The organism is Clostridia bacterium (assembly GCA_028698525.1).
In the GTDB taxonomy this organism is placed as follows: Bacteria; Bacillota; Clostridia; order JAQVDB01; family JAQVDB01; genus JAQVDB01.
Window position 1 is genome coordinate 24,636 of record JAQVDB010000010.1, and the last position, 17,812, is coordinate 42,447.

General features: G+C 36.4%; 8 protein-coding genes and 2 pseudogenes. 2 read left to right on the forward strand and 8 right to left on the reverse strand.

Annotation, left to right across the window (positions count from 1 at the left end; translation table 11 throughout):
• Positions 1-110: 110 nt before the first annotated feature.
• The 3 genes from PHP06_02485 to PHP06_02495 form a co-directional block, all read right to left on the reverse strand.
• Entirely contained in the window at positions 111-1,523 is a 1,413-nt protein-coding gene (locus PHP06_02485; GenBank protein MDD3839423.1) for a cytosine permease, read from the reverse strand.
• 560 nt (positions 1,524-2,083) lie between these two features.
• A complete protein-coding gene (locus tag PHP06_02490) occupies positions 2,084-3,268 on the reverse strand; it encodes an NAD-dependent malic enzyme (GenBank protein MDD3839424.1) in 1,185 nt (394 codons plus the stop codon).
• Between the two features lie 142 nt (positions 3,269-3,410).
• Complete coding sequence (locus PHP06_02495; GenBank protein ID MDD3839425.1) at positions 3,411-4,190, reverse strand: SDR family oxidoreductase; 780 nt, start codon at positions 4,188-4,190, stop codon at positions 3,411-3,413.
• Positions 4,191-4,410: 220 nt separating this feature from the next.
• Between PHP06_02495 and PHP06_02500 the strand changes: the two genes are divergently transcribed.
• Entirely contained in the window at positions 4,411-5,289 is an 879-nt protein-coding gene (locus PHP06_02500; GenBank protein ID MDD3839426.1) for an AraC family transcriptional regulator, read from the forward strand.
• Here PHP06_02500 and PHP06_02505 read toward each other — a convergent pair.
• The 4 genes and pseudogenes from PHP06_02505 to PHP06_02520 form a co-directional block, all read right to left on the reverse strand.
• A pseudogene (locus PHP06_02505) lies at positions 5,281-7,336 on the reverse strand (thioredoxin domain-containing protein). The gene PHP06_02500 and the pseudogene PHP06_02505 sit on opposite strands and share 9 nt — an antisense overlap.
• Positions 7,337-7,476: 140 nt before the next feature.
• Positions 7,477-10,464 carry a type I restriction endonuclease gene (locus PHP06_02510; GenBank protein ID MDD3839427.1) on the reverse strand — a complete coding sequence of 996 codons (2,988 nt, stop codon included), beginning with the start codon at positions 10,462-10,464 and terminating at the stop codon, positions 7,477-7,479.
• Between the two features lie 26 nt (positions 10,465-10,490).
• Complete coding sequence (locus PHP06_02515) at positions 10,491-11,813, reverse strand: restriction endonuclease subunit S (protein MDD3839428.1); 1,323 nt, start codon at positions 11,811-11,813, stop codon at positions 10,491-10,493.
• Positions 11,810-13,828 (reverse strand): class I SAM-dependent DNA methyltransferase, encoded by a 2,019-nt coding sequence (locus PHP06_02520; GenBank protein ID MDD3839429.1) that lies wholly within the window; start codon positions 13,826-13,828, stop codon positions 11,810-11,812. Before PHP06_02520 ends, PHP06_02515 begins: the two co-directional genes overlap by 4 nt.
• Before the next feature lie 227 nt (positions 13,829-14,055).
• Here PHP06_02520 and PHP06_02525 point away from each other — a divergent pair.
• A pseudogene (locus tag PHP06_02525) lies at positions 14,056-14,610 on the forward strand (DUF2268 domain-containing putative Zn-dependent protease).
• Positions 14,611-14,913: 303 nt separating this feature from the next.
• On the opposite strand, the gene PHP06_02530 reads toward PHP06_02525, so the two are convergent.
• The coding region (locus tag PHP06_02530; protein MDD3839430.1) for an EAL domain-containing protein at positions 14,914-17,812 on the reverse strand (2,899 nt) is incomplete at its 5' end.

The following is a 17,812-nucleotide window of genomic DNA, read 5'->3' on the forward strand; positions in this document are numbered from 1 at the left end:
ATACCTCTAGGTACCATATACACCTTTAGCAAATTAAAATTTTTATTTCAAAAGTTCGTTAGCTAAAGCTAAACAGTTTAATTGATCGGTTTTATATGGCGAAAATCTCTTTAATTTTGGCTGGCGCCTAAATCGGAATCAATTTTTATATCATTGGTAAATCTATAGATAATTAGATAAAGTATTATTGAAATAATCATTGCAAACAATCCGGATGGCAAACCATACGGAAGGGGAAGCCAGTATTGGAAAACTAATCCTAAAACTCCTCCAATCAAGAATGAAATAATACCTGTAACTCTATACGGAGGCTGTTTATTATAATCTTCTATAACATAGTTTTGCTTTTTGATAAAATAATAATCTGCTAATAACGGACCTACCATGGGTGGAGCTGCTGCTCCTAAAACATTGATAAATGAAGCAAAAAATATTTGATAAAATGCCAGAGAACCTAATAAAGTACCAACTATTCCTGCTATAAGTACCAGTTTCCGTCTTTCGACTAATTTCCCTGATGCCGCTAATACAGGTCCTGTATAAAGAGAATTACAGTACAATTCCGCATTGTTAGTAGTCCATAGGGATGCTGTCCAGGCAAATACTCCAATAATCGCCAGAATAAGGCTCTTACCCAGCATCCACTCAACATAGTTGAACTGACCAACTGAGATAGAACCAACATATCCAACCATATTTAAGAGGGGATTAGTAAATATGAAACATGCTGCTGCCCCCCATAATACTGCACTTATGTTTTTGTTAAACCTGAATAGGTCTACTCCCATCACCGCTCCTGCAATCCAGCTTCCTACCACAACCGTTATAGCGTTACCCAATCCAAGACCACTCACCTTATTTGCTTCTGTAATAAATGCGCTAAAACCTCCGCCTTCCTTCAGCATTCCGGCTCCAACCAGTATAGCTATAACCAGAATTATTGGTGCCACAGGTATTGCAATTGCTTCAATAGCTTTTATCCCATAATATGCTGTTAAAGTAAAGATCAAACCAAAAACAGCACATGAAAGAAATACTTCTAAAGTAACTGGCGGAACACCCTCATAGCCTAATGCACCCGGGTCAAACACTATCACACCCGATGGATTGCCTATGAAAGAACCCCATATCTGTCCCACCATACCTGTAATACTTGCAAACCATCCTAAAGTCAAAAGAGCCATAACTACCATAGGAATGCTTGCTCCCTTTTCACCGTAAGAAAATCTGCTCACTAATGCCAGACTCATCCCCGTTCTCTGAGCCATTATGCCTAATAACGATGTTATTATAAACAAAGAGCCCATGCCTATAATAATAGCCAATAATGCAGTTTTTGGGGGAACCCCTGGCTGTCCGCCGAAACCGGCCAAAACACCACCTACAAACAACCCTGTTACAACATAACCAAATCCTACCCAAACAAGGATTTGCTTCCACGTCGGTCTCCTTTCTGACATAGGAACTGGTGAAAGCATGCGTTCATCATCTTGCCACTTTTTATCCTGCTCTAATTTGGACATATAAACCCTCCTTACACATAAATTTTTGAAAATACATCAAATGTCAAAAATCCATTTTTATATAAATATCCCCCCTCCCGACAAATTAATTAGTACGTCAAAAACAGAGTAAAAAATATTTTTAAGTCGAGGAAATCTGCCTTTATTATAGCTTTCAAGATTGAATTTTATGAAAAATCTACAACCTATTATTGATTTTAATGAATTTTGCGAAAAGTCTACAACCTATTGTCGGTTTTTAAAAACTAAAAATTATTTATAGATAATAATTTGGAAAGGATAATTAATATACTATCTAGAATAGGTTTTTTAGAATGAAGTATATGTTAATTCTTTTATAATCTGTCTGTTTAATTAAATCTCATCTATACTTAAACTTATATTCTGTATTGGATAAAAATATACGGAGTTCCATTTTAATAGTTCTACATCCAATTGTAAAATCATTCTTAAAACTGTAAATATTTCTTGCGTTTATCATAGGAATTATTTAACCTGCGGCATAAAGTATAAAACCATGACTTATAGTATATCAAATACAAAAAAAGACCGTCTGATTATCAGACAGTCTTATTCACTCTAGCTACCCCAGACTTTATAGCTGCTTTACTTACAGCTTTAGCTACAGCTTTTCCTACTCTGCTGTCAAACGGTTTAGGTAGTATATAATCTTCGTTGAGTTCCTCATCGGATATGAGAGAAGCAATTGCCTCTGCCGCCGCAATTTTCATCTCATCATTTATATCCCTCGCCCTCACATCTAAGGCACCTCTAAATATACCCGGAAAAGCAAGCACGTTATTTATCTGATTTGGGAAATCCGATCTGCCTGTCCCTATAACCCTTGCGCCGGCTTTTTTAGCCTGATCAGGATATATTTCGGGTACAGGATTGGCCATTGCAAATATACACGCGTCCTTGTTCATAGTCTTCACCATTTCAGGTGTAACTACATTTGGGGCTGATACTCCTATAAATACATCTGTATCCTTTATTACATCCTCCAAATTACCTTTTTTCCTGTTGTTATTGGTCATCTGTGCTATTTCCTGTTTTGTCGCATTCAATCCATCTCTTCCCTCATATATAGCCCCTCTTCTATCACATAAAACCACGTCTTTAAGTCCCATGCTCATCAAAAGCTTTGCTATAGCTACACCCGCCGCACCTGCTCCATTGATCACTGCCGAAATTTCTTGCATTTGTTTACCCACTATTTTTAAAGCGTTCATCATCGCAGCAAGAGTTATGACGGCTGTACCGTGTTGGTCATCATGGAAAACTGGTATATCCAACTCTTGCTTAAGCCTTTTTTCTATTTCAAAACATCTAGGTGCAGATATATCTTCTAAATTTATACCACCAAAAGTAGGTGCTATCAACTTAACAGTATTCACTATATCGTCAACATCCTTCGAGCCTACACATATAGGAAAAGCATCAACATCAGCAAATGTCTTAAACAATACGGCCTTTCCTTCCATAACGGGCATACCTGCCTCTGCCCCTATGTCTCCTAGCCCCAGTACAGCAGAACCATCAGTAACGACGGCAACCAAGTTCCATTTCCTGGTATACTCATATACTTTTTCACATTCTTTGCTTATCTTTCTACAGGGTTCTGCAACACCAGGAGTGTAAGCAAGAGATAAATCCTCCATAGTCTCTACTTTTACTCTGCTGGTTACCTCAATTTTACCTCTCCATTCATCATGTAACTTAAGGGATTCCTTCTGATAATCCATAATTTCACTCCTTAATAAATTGGTATAGTATACTAGATATTATACTATTTATATCCAGATAACCAAAAGTAAAATTATTGAAAGATTTGATTTTATTATTTACATGGATAGCTAACATTCAAACTAGATTTATTTATGTTTTTTACCAACAACTCCAGCCTCCATCTAACATGATATTTTCACCTGTTATATATTGTGAAGCATCTGATACCAAAAATACAACTGCTCCCTTAATGTCATCATCATTTGCCATTCTACCTAAAGGCGTCCTCTCATTGTATCTCTCTACAAATACAGGATTCTGGTTAGTATAATATCCTCCTGGGCTTATGGCATTCACCCTTATATTGTATTTACCATAATAATTTGCCATCCACTTGGTCAGCCCTAGCATCCCCCATTTGTGATATGTGTAATCAACAGGACTGCTCATATCAGTACCTTTGTATACAGGAAAATGCGGTCCTGCAACCCCTTGAATTGAGGATATGTTCAATATATTCCCAAAACCCTGTTTCACCATCTGCTTTACAAATATCTGGTTTATCAAAAATAATCCTGTGGCGTTTATATCCTGTACCCTCTCCCAATCTTCCTTGGTCATCTTTTCAAGATCATCTCCGCCCCTCGTAACAGCATTATTCACAAGTATATCTACCTTGCCATGCTTTTTTACAATACCATCCAACAAACTTTGTATAGAGTTCTGGTCACCAAGGTCCAATTTCATGCCTTCAGCCTTATATCCCTGCTCATTAAGTTCTTGTGCATACTCTTCACATTTTTGAACATTCCTAGAAGCTATGATAATAGATGCACCTGCCTCACATAATGCTAAAGAAATATTTTTACCATATAACCCATATCCTCCTGTTACTACAGCAACTTTTCCGTCCAACTTAAACATATCCAAAGTTTTCATCTGCAAATCATCTCCTTATATATTTTGGGAATAGAAAATTAACCCTAGCTGATAATGAATAACCGCCATTATAATATTTCTAATTTTAATTGAATTTATAGCGGACTATATGAACCCATACTTATATAAGTGTATACTGTAAAGCAAATATTTTGTATAATTAAACTAACCTTGTTTTTACGCATCATGCTCAAAAATAACAATAAAGGAGAATGATTTTATGAACGACTCTTCTATTCAAGATATAAATATAAAAACCACAATTGGAAACCTTGTATTTGATATTATGCTTGACTCAGGTTTTTTCAACCAAGACAATGACTGGTCTGCGGATATTCACAATCATGGCCATTACGAAGTACACTATATTATAAACGGAAAAGGAAAAGTATTTATAAGCGACAGACATTTTGAACTTATGCCAAAGACATTCTACTTGATAAGACCAAATATATATCATAAGCAAATAGAATATCCATCTGACCCTATATATAAATACTGTTTCAGATTTAATTATAAAATAGTTAAAAATAAACAAATGGAGGACAATTTTAACCAAGCAAATAACATATTAACTGTATTAAATAATCCTAGATACTGCTGTAGCTCCAATTCACAGAGCATTTTGAAGGATATTTTAGATATACACAATGAACTTTATTCTAAACCCCTAGGCTATTATACAAAGGTGCAGGCACTCTTTGTACAATTGATAATCAATATGCTGCGCTCTTTTGACTCTGAACACTCGGAAAATAGCGGCCACCCCATAAAAGTACCTGATGAAAAGAGAACCCAGATAATAGATAACTTTTTCTCCCATAACTATTCAAAAAATATAAAACTCTCAAATCTGGCCTCTCTGCTGAATATAAGCGAAAGTCAGTTGAACAGATTCTTAAAAAAAACATATGGATTGACTTTCAAACAAAAATTGATCGCATCGCGTATCGAGGCGGCTAAGTATCTACTTGAAAACACCGATATGACAGTTGAAGGCATAAGCGAAAGAATTGGATACAGAGAGCCTGCCAACTTTTGTACTATTTTTAAGAAAAAGACTGGGGCCAGCCCATCAGGATATAGAAAATCAATTTAATATTTTTTCTAATTCTTCCGGGCTGGTAACAGGGGCACGACAACTAAAGTCTTTGCATACATATACTGCCGGTATTGTCCCTATAGTTTTTTTACCCTCTATATATTCCACTGTCTTCTCAAGAACACGTCCGTCATCACTTTTTTGGTCGTATAGATGCACTGCTATGTTGGGTATGAAAATTTTATTTACCACATCCTTTAATTGTTTTACCCTTTCTTGCTCTCTATTCCCCGATATAACCACCTGGGCTGCAGGAGTTTTGTACATGAGTAAAGCAGTTAAAAAGTAGGTGTAACTTGCAGGATTGCTATCCACGATTGATGCAAAAGCATCTATCTGTTTCTGTGCCAAATCAGATATATCCTGTCTCCCTGTAAGGTTAGCTAACTTGACAAAATTAGCCGCAGCAACAGAGTTGCCGGACGGAACAGCGCCATCATATATCTCTTTAGGCCTTGCAATCAACTTTTCACTATCCTTTCCATAGATAAATAAGCCTCCCTGATCTGCATCCCAAAAGTACTCAATCATGTGGTCATTAAATCCTATCGCCTTTTTTAAATAATATGGATTAAAAGTAGTTTGATATAATTCGATCAAAGCCCATATGAGATATGCATAGTCATCGGTATATGCAGGAAAAGATGATTGGCCTTCCCGATACCGGGCGAGCAATCTTCCATCATCTCTTACCAACTTATCTAGAATGAACTCAACGGCACTTTGAGCATATTGTACATACCTTTCATCATCTAAAATCCTAGCCCCCATGGCAAATGCAGCAATTGCAAGTGCATTCCATCCAGTCAATATCTTGTCATCTCTGAATGGTCGCTCTCGCTCTTCTCTATATTCAAATACCTTATTTCTCAACATATCTATATCCTTAGGGTGGATTTCTCTTTTAACGTTATCATCTAGCAGATTGAGTATGTTATTACCTTCAAAATTACCCTGATTCGTAATATTGTAATATCTGCAAAAAAGCTCCCCATCTTCTTCACCCAAGATATCCAGTATCTCGTCTCTAGTAAACAGATAAAACTTTCCCTCCACACCTTCCGAATCAGCATCCTCCGCCGAATAAAAAGCACCTTCAGGTGATAACAGATCCCTGGTCATATATGTGAATATCTTATCGGCTGTATCTGCATATATTCTCTTTCGAGTTGCCTGATAAGCTTCAAGATATGCAATGGCCAGCAGAGAATTATCATAGAGCATCTTTTCAAAATGTGGAACAATCCATCTTCTATCTGTAGAATATCTAGAAAATCCAAATCCTATATGGTCGAATATCCCACCTTTATACATACTCTCCAATGTCTTCTCCACCATATTCAAAGCATCTTTCGTCCCTTTGATTTTCCAGTATCTCAAAAGAAAATATAAATTGTGGGGAGAAGGGAACTTAGGCGCTATCCCGAATCCACCATATTCGTAATCAAAATTATTCTTAAGCTGCATATAGGCATCTTCAAAGATTTCTTCCGAAACAGGGCCGTCCCTAAAAGATCCATCAAAATGAGCCTCCAACCCTTTTAATATTCTATCCCCCGACTGGATAATATCCTGTCGCTTACTTTTCCATAAATCAGCTATTTTCTCTAATACTTCTATCAATGAATCCTTTGGGAAGTATGTGCCTGCAAAAAAAGGCTTTTGTTCAGGCGTCATGACTATAGTGAGGGGCCATCCTCCTTGTCCTGTAATGGCCTGACAAAATGTCATGTATATATTATCAATATCAGGACGCTCCTCCCTATCCACCTTTATACTTACAAAATTTTGATTTAAAACCTCTGCTACCTCTTCCTCCTCAAAACTCTCCCGCTCCATTACATGGCACCAATGACAAGTCGGCATATAACAGCAGTTACGAATACCCAATAGAAAGAAAAACAGGCTTATCTTCCTGTTTTGCCTTATCAAAGGCTTCCTGTCCCCAAGGATACCATTCCACGGGATTGTAAACATGTTGCAAAAGATATGGGGATTTTTCAGCAATCAATCTATTGGGTATTCGCTTTTTATTCGCTGTCATAGCATCACCTCCTTTAATAATAAAACTTTCTTTCATATTTAATGTACCCAAATTTCGCAAATTTTAAAGGCTACCGTTAAATTTCGATAGCCTTTTATGGGTTAATTGATTCTTTATGCCCTTTTTCCCTCAAGTATCTACTAAACCCTGCTATTTAACTTCTCATAAGTCTCAACCAGCATATACTCCATAAGGGCATTCTTGAACTGCTCATCATCTAAAACACGGGTAAAAAATGCCTGGTTCTGGTCCATCCTATCGATGACTTTATTGATAAATACTTTTTCAAAAGCAAATCTAAAATCATCAATGGTATTTGTCCTAGCCTTTTGTACCAGATCCTCATCTGCGGCAAAATCCTCTTTAATCTGCTCTACCGATAACTGGTCGGCTTTTGTAAAGTCAGTTCCAAACCGCTTGTTAAGCCGCTCAATAATGGTGGAAAGATATTCTTCCTGTTCTTCCTTTACTCCCGTTCCTGCAAATTTCACAGATGTGACTGGTACATTTTCATCATCAAGAGTTAAGGAGATGCTGCCTTCAAATGTCTTTTTAGTAGTATAGTATTCCAAAGCGATTTCATCTGCCAGATGAACAGTGGAGCCTTTTTCTTTGGGCAGTTTTTTAAGCAAATATGTTAAGTATACATATAACTTGTGGAGTTCAACATCTTCAAAAGGCGTGATCTGCAGGATGAAGGAATAAAGCCTTATGTATTTGGTTGCTTGACTGCTAAAATCCTGCTTATCTTGCTCATCCAGCTTCTTAAACCTTTCTACGGCTGTATCTATTAAATGATTTAATATAGCCCTGTCTTTTGGAGGTTTTTTGTCCTTTGGTTTGAAGTATATACCATTAAACCTGTCCAATTCCTCTTTTAAATACACACCATATACATGCAGCCCTGTTTCAATATCATAAAGCAGGTTAGGTTCCGTCACTTCTTCCACAATGGTTGCCTGATAATAAGGTTTGAAGGCTTCCTGAATATCTTCTGCCCTATTTACAAAATCAAGGACAAAGGTATCATCTTTTCCAGAACAGGTTCTGTTAAGCCTTGATAAAGTCTGCACCGCCTTGACGCCGGATAACTTTTTATCTACATACATAGTATGTAAAAGGGGCTGGTCAAAGCCTGTCTGGTACTTTTCCGCAACTAAAAGCACCTGATATTCATCAGTAGCAAAACGGTCTGGAAGTTCTGATTCTTTAAATTTGTTTATGCCGCTTTCAGTATACTCTATCCCGTCATCCTTTACCGTTCCCGAAAAGGCTACCAGTGTTTTCATATCCCTGTAGCCTTTCTTTTTGATATATTCATCAAAAGCGTGTTTATAACGTACAGCATGAAGCCTGGAACTGGTTACAACCATTGCCTTGGCCCTTCCTCCTATTTTATGCCTGGTTACGCTCCTGAAGTGTTCCACCATGATTTCAGTCTTTTGGGCAATGTTATGGGGATGAAGGCTAACATATCTTGTAAGTGCTTTTGTGGCCTTAGCCTTGTCAAAAGCAGGGTCATCTTCTATTTTCTTTGCCAGTTTAAAATAGGTTTCATAAGTTACATAGTTTTGAAGTACATCTAGTATAAATCCTTCTTCAATTGCCTGCCTCATAGAGTATAAATGAAAAGGATGGGGCAGTTCATCTTCATCTACAGTCCCAAACATCTCAAGGGTCTTTGCTTTAGGTGTAGCCGTAAAGGCAAAAAAACTGATATTAGGCTGTTTTCCCCTTTTCTTTATTGTCTTTAATATCTCTTCATCCGGGTCGTATTCTTTGCCTTCCAGCTCTTCATCCAGTCTTGCTGCTTCTTCTAGGCTGTTTGCTGACAGCACTTCCCTCAAAGATGCCATATTCTCCCCTGCACTGCTGGAATGGGCTTCATCTATAACAACAGCATATTTTCGGCTTTCTAACTCTCCCGCCTTTTCGATGATAAAGGGAAACTTCTGCAAAGTGGAAATAATTATCCTCATTCCGCTTTTCAAGGCATCAGCCAATTGACTGGAATCTTTATCTATTTTTTGGACAACTCCATGTTTATGCTCCAACTGGTAAATACTGTCCTGCAACTGTCTATCCAAAACCCGCCTGTCGGTAATCACAATAACCGAATCAAATACAGGGTTGTCTTGATGATCATGAAGGTTAGCGAGCCTGTGGGCAAGCCATGATATAGAATAGGTTTTTCCCGATCCTGCGCTGTGCTGTACAAGATAGTTTGTTCCTACTCCCTTCTCCTTCGCATCGGCTTCCAGTTTCCTTACTGCATCCAGTTGGTGATACCTTGGAAATATAACGGTTTCCAAGGTTACGGTATTTCCATCTATATCCTTCTTTTCTTGGGTCTCTATAAATACAAATCTTTTTAATATATCCATCAAACTATCTTTTTGAAGTATCTCCTCCCAAAGATAAGCAGTTTTAAACCCATCAGGATTGTCGGGATTTCCACCTCCTCCATCACACCCTTTATTAAAGGGCAAGAAGAAAGTCTTATTTCTTGAAAGCCTTGTTGTCATATAGACTTCTTGAGTATCAACTGCAAAAAATACAATGGCTCTTTTCTTAAACTGGAACAACAGTTCATTAGGGCTTCTGTCTTTCTTATACTGCATGATTGCATCTTCATAGGTTTGACCGGTGAAAGGATTTTTAAGTTCCAGTACAACAACGGGAAGGCCATTGACACAGATCAGCATGTCAATGCTGTTTTCGTTTTTGGTGCTGTATCGTACCTGCCTAGTAACAGATATACGATTCTTTTTGTAAAGTTTCACTACTTCATCGTTTAATTTGCTGGCAGGCTGAAAGTAGGCAAGGTCCAGGTATACTCCATAGTCTTTAATCCCATGCCTTAAAACATCAATCATCCCACGGTTGTTAAGCTCTCTATTTAACCGGCTTAACACTTTAAACCGATACTGGTCCTTATAAATTTCTCTTAGCCTTTCCATTTTCTTGGGCTGGGTATCCTCTAAAAAGTCAAAAAGGATTTTGGTATCAAGGGCAAATTCTTTGTTATAGTGGTCAGGGTTACCCCTCACGTATCCAGACTTTAAAAGATACTCCTCAACATATTCCTCAAAGCCCTTTTCTAAAAGTTCTTCTGGAGTTTTAGCCATTTAAATTCACCCCTTATATTTTTAAATTACTCTACTGCATAGTCCCTTACATCAATTTTACCTGTTACTGCTTCAGAGATAAGGGATTGGCGGTATTCTTTGAGTTTTTGGATTTGTAGTCTGATTTTTGATATTAAACCATCTATTTCAGCAGTTTTAACATTTATAAAATCTATTATTGATTTTTGTTCATCTAATGGTGGAATAGGTAATTCTAATTTTTTTAATGTATCCGTATAAATAACATCTATAGTAGTAGCATTACTTTCTAACTTAATTTTGTTTGTCACTATATTTGTACTATTAAATATTATATTCACATACTCATTGCAAACCCTATCTGGATTTAATGTAATTTTTATTAAACAAGGATGTAATATTCCTCTATCTGCATTTTTAGGCATAATAGCAGTTTTTCCTACAGTTCCTCTTGTAGTTACCAATATATCGCCTGCAAATACTTCAAACGCTCTTAATTCTTCATACTTATAATTTTCTATATAATAATCTCCAGAATTAAAATCATTATCTAAAACTGTTCTTTGATTATATACCTTAACATCCCCACTAATCATATCATCATTTTTTAATTGACTTCCGAAAGGACCTGCTTTTATAGAATATTTTTTAGGGCTTAATAAATATTTCATCTTGACAATATCCCAATGTTCTGGTATCTCCCCTATCCACTCAATACCTGAATTCTTCAGCCTAACATTCGGATTAAGTCCTTTGGTAACGGTTTCAGTTATAATCGCCTGCCGCTTTTCCTGCAGCAGTTCAATCAATTTTTCCTTATCAGCAATCAAATCATCTATTTCACTAGTTTTATGGTCAAGAAAATTGGCAATGGCGATTTGTTCCTTTTTGGGAGGCAAAATTGATAGTAAATTACTAACATCTGTAACTGTAACTGCTTCGAATGTACTACCTTTAGATTTAATAAAAAGTTCTTCTAGGCTAACATTCATGCTATACCATAAATACCTTACTTGAACTTTATTTGCCGTAACTGCACAGAGTCCTCTTCCTATGCCATATACTCTATCAGATATATTCATTGCTCCAACAGGAGCCCTTACAGAAAGAAGTATATCATTGATTTTTGAAAATTTATTAGCAGTATTACAATACATTTTAGGTATTGGATGCAAACTAGTAAATTCTGCATTTCCTTGTAAAAATGGCAATCCTATTTCATCAAGACTACATTTTTCTGATTTAGGAGATTGACCCATTGTAATGTTAGATATATGCTTTAATTTTTTAACCTCCCAATGCTCTGGTATCTCCCCTATCCACTCAATACCTGAATCCTTATACCTTTCATACCTCTTATACTTACTCATTCACCCATCACCTTCTTCAACTTCTCTGAAATGCTCTTTTCCAGTTCCACAATCTCTTTCATAATCTCTTGAGAAGGTCTTAGGGGCTGGTATTTATAAAAATGTCTTGTGAAAGGTATTTCATATCCAATTTTAGTCTTGCTTTTGTCTATCCAAGCATCTAGCACATGGGGTTTTACTTCCCGCTCAAAGTATTCATGTATATCTTCTTTTAAAGGTACATTTTCAGTATCCCTCAAGTCCGGGTCTGGCTCTGGGTTTCCCTTGCTGTTTACACAAATATCTGCTGTTTCATCTTTTTCGGACAAGGCAGATAATACAACCTTTAAAAGTGTTCTATTCAGTTTAATATCGCTGTCTTTAAAAGCCTTCTTTAACGCTTTTGTAAATGCATCCCTGTTTTTATATGTGATAGTAGAATCCATTGTCTTTAAGGTATCTATTATTTCTTTCTGAATTTTCTTGCCTTCCTCTATTTCTTGAAGCCCTGATTCACCTTTTTTCTTTGACTTTGCTAGATTATTAAAGGCTCTTTCATTATATAAATTATTAATTCTTTCTTCAGTTACTTGCAAATTAAGCCTTAAAGGTCTCTCTACTACAATCTTCTGATATCCGAAATCTTGGTTATCAAAAATCTTGCAGTATTCATTTTCTCTAAACTCACCGTATATTCTAGTGATCTCTTTTATCTGCTCTTCGCTGATTTCATTTCTCTTGTTTCCAAGGCTTTTCCTCATTTTCTGATAAAAATCCACTGCGTTGACCAACTGTATTTTTCCCGTCCTTACAGGTCCCTTCATAGGGTCACTGTTCTTACGGTTGGTTACTATCCAAATATAGGTAGAAATACCTGTGTTGTAGAATAACTGGTCAGGCAGTGCAATAATACCTTCCAGCATGTCATTTTCAATTATCCAGCGTCTGATTTCCGATTCCCCTGAACCTGCATCCCCAGTAAATAACGGTGAGCCGTTGAAGATGATAGCGATACGGCTGCCCTTTTCATCCTGCCTCATTTTAGACATTAGATGCTGTAAGAATAAAAGTGAACCATCGGATATTCTAGGAAGTCCTGCACCGAACCTCCCCTCATGACCTTCTTTCTCATATTCTTCACGAATAAATTTCTGTGCTTTTTTCCATTCCACACCAAAAGGGGGATTAGTAAGCATATATCGGAAAGTTTCGCTTTTATGTCCATCTTCCGTGAAACTATCTCCCAGAATAATATTATCTGCATTATGTCCTTTTATAAGCATATCGGATTTACAGATGCTAAAGGATTGGGGATTTATCTCCTGCCCAAATAATTCTACCTGTATCCCGGGGTTTAATTCTTTCATATAATGTTCTGTAACCGAAAGCATACCACCTGTACCAGCGCAGCAGTCATACACAGTTGTGACAAGCCCTGGCTGGGTTAATTCCTCATTATCCTCGTTCAGGAGAATATTTACCATTAATCTTATAACCTCACGAGGAGTATAATGATCACCTGCTTCCCCATGTTCAGAAAATCGTCTAATGAGTTCCTCAAATATGTATCCCATTTCGGTATTGCTTACTACATCAGGATGCAAATCTATCTTGTTAAACTCTGATATCACTAAGTAAAGCAGGTTGTTATCATTGAGTTTTGTAATCTGCTTGTCGAAATCAAAGTGTTCTATGATTTCTCTAGCATTTTTGGAAAAACCGTTAATATAATTTCTTAAATTGCTTGCTATATTATCGGGGTCAGCCAATAATTTTTCAAAATCATATTTGCTGGTATTATTGAATTCCTGTTTTGAAATTCTATTTAAAACAGGGTCTACATTTTGAAGTCCCGACTTCTTTAAAGTTTCATACTTTTCCAATACTTCCTGCTTGGTGGCTGCAAGGACACAGTCAAACCTTCTGAGTACAGCCATAGGCAGTATTACATCACCGTACTGTTCTTTTTTATATGGTCCTCTTAAAAGTTCCGCTATGCTCCATATAAAGTTAACTTTATCCTGAAAATTAGTCAAGCTTATCACTCCAGTGTGTTTTTTCTATCATCAGTATGTATACACAAAATTATATCACTTATGTTTAATATTCTATATTTTTTCAGGTTTTCCTTTTCAATTTGCTTCTTACAAAATTGTTTTGCTGTAGTATGTCTCTTATGGCATTTATTTGATAGCAATAGTTTTGTTTGGTTGCATCAAACATACTTAAAGATGATACTATAGCCGTCTGCATTTTTTTTCGGATAAATGTATCAGATACTCAAGCTGGAATACAAGCATTGGAAAACTTAAAAGAAATTCAGGCTCTTCAAACAGCGCATAGCACCTTGAATCATTGTATTGATTTTATTGAAAAAAATAATATAAATATTAATGCTGATGAATTGAGATTTGGTATGTATATAGCTGACCCGAAGAAACTCGAATTATAAAAAGGTTATTGTGGTTTTGGAGGAATTCCAGGGTTTATTCAAGTAGCTATTTACCCAAACTCCTATAATATTCTAAGGATTCCCGCTGTAATTGCACATGAATTCCATCATAATATCCGTTTCTCATATTTTGATTGGGATCATGGAGACGTAACCGTTGGTAATTACTAAATTATAGAGGGTTTAGCTGAGTCATTTGCAAAGGAACAAGGCTATCAACCTGTTGGCTTATCAGCATTTGCAGGTTATGCAGTAGGTTACCAAGCAGTACAGTCTTTCATGGAAACCAATGATGTGGGGATAGAGGAAGCTATCTTTCTAGACACAGATGAAATATTAAGCAATTGTGGACTGTTTTCTAAATAACCTGTTTATACTGATGAAGGAGAGTGAATATGATTATAGGTTCTTAGTTGAGACTACATTGCCACCTCCTTCTTGTTGCCTAAAATGTGGTACGGTTGCTAATCTATATAAGCATGGTAAAGATGTTTAAAACAAGTCAGTAATTGACATATTGCCAAAACGTAATAAAGTTATTGTTATCAGTTATCTTTCAAAGCTCCGAGACATTGATAAAGTTGAACTTGTAGCAATGAATAAAGAGTGATGTTAACACAATGATACCACGCGCCAAAATCGTAATTGATAAATTCCATACTGATTTATTCAATTGTTTTTTTCATAAATCTCTCTTGCTATTTTAGGTGATATTTGTTGCGGTATCATACTTGGCTTGCCTAAATAAAATCCCTGTACATAATCCACTCCAAATTCAATCAATGTATGCATTTCAGCCTTAGTCTCTATACCTTCAGCGATAGTTTTGATATGCCTATTCTTTGCGTATGACAAAAGATTTTTAAAAAGCTCTTGCCTATTCGAATCACTATCAATATCTCGGATAATTGTCATATCAATTTTTACAAAAGAAGGAGAAAAAACAAGAAGTGCAATTTCACTATTGTATCCTGAACCAAAATCATCCAATGCCAACTGGCTATTCCAACGCACAACATTATGCTGTTTTTTCTTTGTAACCTGCTCATTTTCAGTAATCTCAACTACTATCCGATGTAAATCAGATTTATACCGGTTTTCAAAAAGTTGTAAATCTTCGTCTGATAATATATAGTTGGGAATCGAGTTAATAAATATTTTAGCGTCACCAAAAGCCTTTCTTTGCTCTTCAAATGCTTCCATAGCCTTAAACCACACAATACGTTCAATATCGTATAGCTTTGATTGAGAATGGGCCAATTTAATAATATCTATAGGAAACTTTAGTGTATCTATCTGAGGTCGCATAAGTGCTTCATATGCAAATACGCTCCCGTTTTTTGCATCTACAATAGGCTGAAACACAAACTCCACCAATTCTTCATCAATAAAACGGTTGAGTTTTTCCTTGTCATGTAAAAGAAAAGAATTTTTATTATAACTTTCTCTATTGAATTCACCAATCTTCCCCTTCACATTGTTTTTAATCTGATACATAGCAAAATCGGAATATTTAATAAGCTCATCATAACTTTCTGAATCATCAGGATACCAGGCCATGCCTACCGAAGCCCTGATACGAAAGACAGCGCCATCAGGCATACACATAGTAGTGTTATAGAGTTTCTCTTGCATTATCTCCACTATCTCCCTTATTTCCTGCTTGCTTTGATATCCATAAATAAATGCGTAAAACTCATCCCCTGACATTCTGGCGACAATACTATTATAAACTTTCAGCTCGCTCAAAGTTTTAGCTGCAGCCTTAATATACTGATCACCATAATCATGTCCATAGGTGTCGTTAATATATTTTAGATTATCCAGATCCCACATGACAGATGCGGCAATTTTGATGTCTCCCTCGTGCAGCTTTTTTGTTACTTGCATTTGAAATGCCCGACGATTAATGAGACCTGTAAGCAAGTCATGGTCTCGCTCATACTCTATTTTGCGCTTATCCTTAATTTCCCTAGTTGCATCTTCCAAAATTCCCAATATCTTATCGCTATCTTGCTGTATTTTTAACCGTATCCATGTAATCGAGCCATCCTCTCTTTGATAACGATATATATCTTCTAAATCATGTTCAGGATGCTTTTTAATGTTTTTTAATATATTATGAAAATATTCTGAAGAAATATAGCTGGATTCCCTGTCATCTGTTTCAATCCCTACAATATTAAAAAATGCAGATGTACAAAAAACTTTATCTTCACTTAAATCATGCTCAAAAGCACCTATAGGTATGTTCACCATCCCAATAATCCGAGACAGTCTAGATGCGGAATCCGCTACTTTACTACTCATCGCCTCAATAGCTAAGGCTAGATCATCTATCTCTGTAATATTAGTTTTTTCTAGCACAATAGCTTCTTCAGGGTTGCTGGCTCCTAACTCCCTTACCAATGAAGTGATTGGCTTGACAAACCACATGCCGGCAAAAATTACTCCTATTATTCCTACAACAAGGGTTACAAAAAGTGCTATCATGACAAATAATTTTATATTTTTTGTAGGTTTTAACAAGCTATTCTCATCCACAACACCTGCCAATACCCAATTATCATTTTCAAAGGGGGTATTGGTATTATATAGTTTCAAACGATGAATACAGCCGTATATAGTTTCACTTGTTCGATCTGTTTGTAACTTATAGATATTAGCATATCTTGGATCTTGTTTAAAAACTATTTGAGATTCATCCCCCACAAACTTTTTAAACATAGGACCACTGGAGAGCACATTTTCAAACGCCATATCTTCTTCATCCCATATACCTAAAAGGTATACCCCTTGTTTATTACCTACTATTTCATCAAAATAAAGCATCTTACGTAAATAATCTAAAGTCAAGTCAATCCCAATAACCCCATAGGGATTCCCCTTCTCATCGATGAGTGGAACGGAATATGTAATAACTTCCACATCATACTCATCCAATTTGAAAGGTCTGCTCCAATATCCTAAGTCGCTAATGGCAGCATCTGGATGTTCCTTAGCAGCCCACATAGTTTTATAGTAGAAATCAAAATTATCGTCCTCCTCTGATAATATAAATTGAGGCATCCAACTTCTCCCTAAACAAATACCAGCTTTTCTCGCCACTGCTGAAGGCCCTATCTCCATAATAAGATCAGAATTATCGTTAGGATTAAATAGAGGGTCTAAATCTCTAATATATATCCCCGGACACTGTTCCCCATTTTCCCCGTTTAACACAATAAAAGCACCGGTAACCATGCGTTGCCTGATCACAAATATAGCGTCCTCAACTACCCTCTCTAAAAACTCATATGCTAAATCCTGCTCTTGTTGGAACTTGGAGTTATTTATATCTTTTTCTTGCAAAAATGAGTTAATTTTCCCTTGAATATCATGTTCAAATTTTGCAAGATTTGACCACCTTTGAATAGCCTCATTCTGCAAATAGTTTTTTCGACCAGTCACACGTTGATTTAATATTTCAAATGAATTGTTGTTAAGCTCCTCTATTGTGCCTCCATATAAAATAACACCTGCAAACACCAACGCCTGGACAAATAAAACTGCAAGCATAACAAATAAC